Origin of the sequence: Xenorhabdus yunnanensis, from assembly GCF_028598805.1 — a bacterium.
GTDB lineage: Bacteria > Pseudomonadota > Gammaproteobacteria > Enterobacterales > Enterobacteriaceae > Xenorhabdus > Xenorhabdus yunnanensis.
In genome coordinates this window covers 1-528 of record NZ_JAQRFI010000218.1, presented here as the reverse complement: position 1 = coordinate 528, position 528 = coordinate 1, and the positions used below count along the sequence as shown (strand labels likewise).

The 528-nt window shown below is 39.8% G+C and carries 1 protein-coding gene; it reads right to left on the bottom strand.

Features of this window, described 5'->3' with window-relative positions:
* Positions 1-54: 54 nt before the first annotated feature.
* Complete coding sequence (locus tag PSI23_RS21900) at positions 55-270, bottom strand: hypothetical protein (RefSeq protein WP_273557033.1); 216 nt, start codon at positions 268-270, stop codon at positions 55-57.
* Between the last annotated feature and the right edge of the window lie 258 nt (positions 271-528).

Genomic DNA, 528 nt, shown 5'->3' with positions numbered 1-528 from the left:
TAGATGAAGATTATGCCCCCGTTAACAGGCAAAAGGCTAACGTTTACGCGTCAGCTATTTTGAATGATCTTGAACCACCAAGACATCTTCAGAAGTCCGATAAACCGACTGGTCAAATTCAATCTGAATAATATCTTCCCCTGTTCGGTTCACGCGAGAAAAATCCAACCCACTGAATGAAACACGAGTATCAGCTGGATATTCGCTTAGTTGACGAAGCAACGTACCTAAATCAATTGTATGACTGTAAATAATCTCTTTATTTGGCATGTATTCGCTCCTGTTTGTTTTATGGAAGCGGAGAGTATGTCGCTATTAGTGGGGTAATAAATCGATATGAATCGCAAAATTAGGAAGGTAACAGATGGTGATACAGAATAAAATATTTGGGTCCTTCCTAAAGTCTTTATAAATCATGGGCATTGCGCGCCATGATATTTCACTAGCGATGAACTTTTGAAATTTGGGTAACAGGTAACACAAGGGTAACAGATGAACCAGTCCGAATTTGCCAAATTGCATGGGGTC